Source organism: Bhargavaea ullalensis (assembly GCF_042432615.1).
GTDB classification, from domain to species: domain Bacteria; phylum Bacillota; class Bacilli; order Bacillales_A; family Planococcaceae; genus Bhargavaea; species Bhargavaea ullalensis.
The window spans coordinates 1-2,122 of the sequence record NZ_JBHLWY010000019.1 but is presented as its reverse complement, the minus strand read 5'-3'; the positions used below and the strand labels follow the sequence as shown (position 1 = coordinate 2,122).

At 53.7% G+C, this 2,122-nt stretch carries 3 protein-coding genes; 1 reads left to right on the top strand and 2 read right to left on the bottom strand.

Annotated elements, in window-relative coordinates:
* Positions 1 to 278: 278 nt before the first annotated feature.
* Positions 279 to 530, bottom strand: coding sequence for a DUF1871 family protein (locus ACFFIY_RS05255; protein WP_354199520.1), 252 nt, complete (start codon positions 528 to 530; stop codon positions 279 to 281).
* A 96-nt stretch (positions 531 to 626) separates the two neighbouring features.
* Between ACFFIY_RS05255 and ACFFIY_RS05250 the strand changes: the two genes are divergently transcribed.
* Complete coding sequence (locus tag ACFFIY_RS05250) at positions 627 to 1,805, top strand: MalY/PatB family protein (protein WP_354199522.1); 1,179 nt, start codon at positions 627 to 629, stop codon at positions 1,803 to 1,805.
* Positions 1,806 to 1,951: 146 nt separating this feature from the next.
* Here ACFFIY_RS05250 and ACFFIY_RS05245 read toward each other — a convergent pair.
* A partial coding sequence (locus ACFFIY_RS05245; RefSeq protein WP_376837199.1) for a transposase occupies positions 1,952 to 2,122 on the bottom strand: 171 nt, incomplete at its 5' end.

Here is a 2,122-nt window from a genome sequence, read left to right as displayed (position 1 = left end):
ATCACCCGTTTAATAGTCTGTTATTTTGATTATATATACAGAAACCGCTTGTCTCAACACGCTTAAGGCGGATTGAAGCGGAGGGCCCGAGACACCTGCGGGAAAAGCGTTAGCCGAAGACCCCGCAGAGCGCAGCTCGAGGAGGCTAAGGCAACGCCCGCGGTAAGCGAGGGCCCGCAGCGGAAATCCGAAGGATGTTCAGGAAAAAGAAAAACTGTAGCCAAAGGAGCATTAGGCTCACTTTGTCTACAGTCTGACCGCCTTATGGGCGGTTTTTTTCATGCCGGGCAGACGGCTTTGTATTTGAGCGCGATCAGCTTGTAGGAGACCTCCATGCACGATTCAAGCGGAATCCACAGTTCGTAGGAGTGCTCATAGATCATCCGGATCCGGTTAGCCAGCTCCGACGGGTTTTCGGATTTTTGGAGCGCGGTGATCACATCCGCGATTTCCGTCTCATATCCGTCCTCCCCTTCGCCGAACGGATCCCATTGTTTCAGAATCTCCGCCGCAGAGCGGTTCATTTCCATTGTATCCACTGCCTCACCTGAATTTTTAATTTTTTTATTCTGTAATTATTGTTATCATAACAATTGTCGAATGAAAATGAAAGAGAGGGAAATGATTTGGCGAATTTCACGGAAACAATCAATCGCAGAAGCACCCGGTCCGTCAAGTGGGACCGTTTGAAGGAAGTGTACGGAGTTGAGGACGGCTCGGACATTTTGCCGATGTGGGTGGCCGACATGGATTTCGCGGCTCCGGAACCCGTCATCCGCGCCATGAAGGAGCGGCTCGACCACCCGGTGTTCGGTTATTCCTACATATGCGACGGATGCAAAAAAGCCGTTGCGGACTGGATGCTGGACCGCTACGGCTGGAAAGTGGAATATGACTGGATGCAGTTCGAGCACGGCGTCGTTCCGGCAATCGCGGCGTTCGTCGAAACGTTCAGCGATAAAGGCGACAATATTCTCATCACCAGTCCGGTGTATCCCCCGTTCTTTACGGTTCCGGCTTTGCAGGAACGCAATGTCATCCAAAATCTGCTGTTGGAAACGGACGGCGTCTATTCTGTTGATTTTGACTCGTTTGCACAGGCCATCGACGAGAATGAGATTAAGCTGTTCATCCTCTGCAATCCGCACAACCCGGGCGGCATCGCGTGGAGCCGGGAAGATTTGCGGAAAATCGCGAAAATCTGCGCGACAAAAGACGTCATCGTCTTTGCGGACGAAATCCATGCCGATCTGATGCTCGAAGGCAAAAAGCATATTCCGATGGCGGTCGCTTCCGAGGGGACCGGCGTCAAGCTCGTCACGTCCGTCGCGCCGACCAAGACATTCAACCTCGCCGGTGTTCAGGCGGCCCTCATGATCACGGAAGATCCGGATCTCCGAAAACGGCTGGAACACAATGCGATGGCTCACGGACACTCGAACCTCAACGCCTTTGCGGCCGCCGCCCTGACCGCCGCCTATGAGGAAGGCGGCCCGTGGCTCGAGGAACTGATCGCCGTCATCGAAGATAATATGAAGCTCGTGATCGACACAATTCCAGCAGCCGTTCCGGGCGTGAAAGTCCGCATGCCGGACGCCACTTACCTGCTTTGGATCGATTACCGCGGCACCGGCCTGTCCGAGGAAGAAGTGATGGACCGCCTCCTCAACAAAGGGAAACTCGCACTTGAGCCGGGAACGAAATACAGCGAAGCCGGCCGCGGGTTCCTCCGCATGAACGTCGCCGCTCCTAAATCCACCGTCCAGGAAGGCGTTGACCGGTTCATCCGGGCATTCCAAGACTAATGGAGAAATAGAACAGCCGCCTCATTGAGGCGGCTGTTCAGACTGTAGACAAAACGGACCCAAAAGAAATCTTTTGGGGTCGTTTTGTCATTTTCGTGGATATTTCGCATGTTCTTGCCCATAAAGCCCCTGGGGAGGAGCGGCCGTCAGGCCGGTTTTGGTGCTTTCCATGTCCAGCAGGCCAATTTTTTTAAATTCAGCGCAGCATAAGTAAGCATCGCCTGCATGGACATTTTTGCCTCCCCGCGAAGGGTTGTCCATCGCATGCCACACTTTTCTTTGGCATCTCCAAAACCGCGTTCCACGGTCTCTTTCCG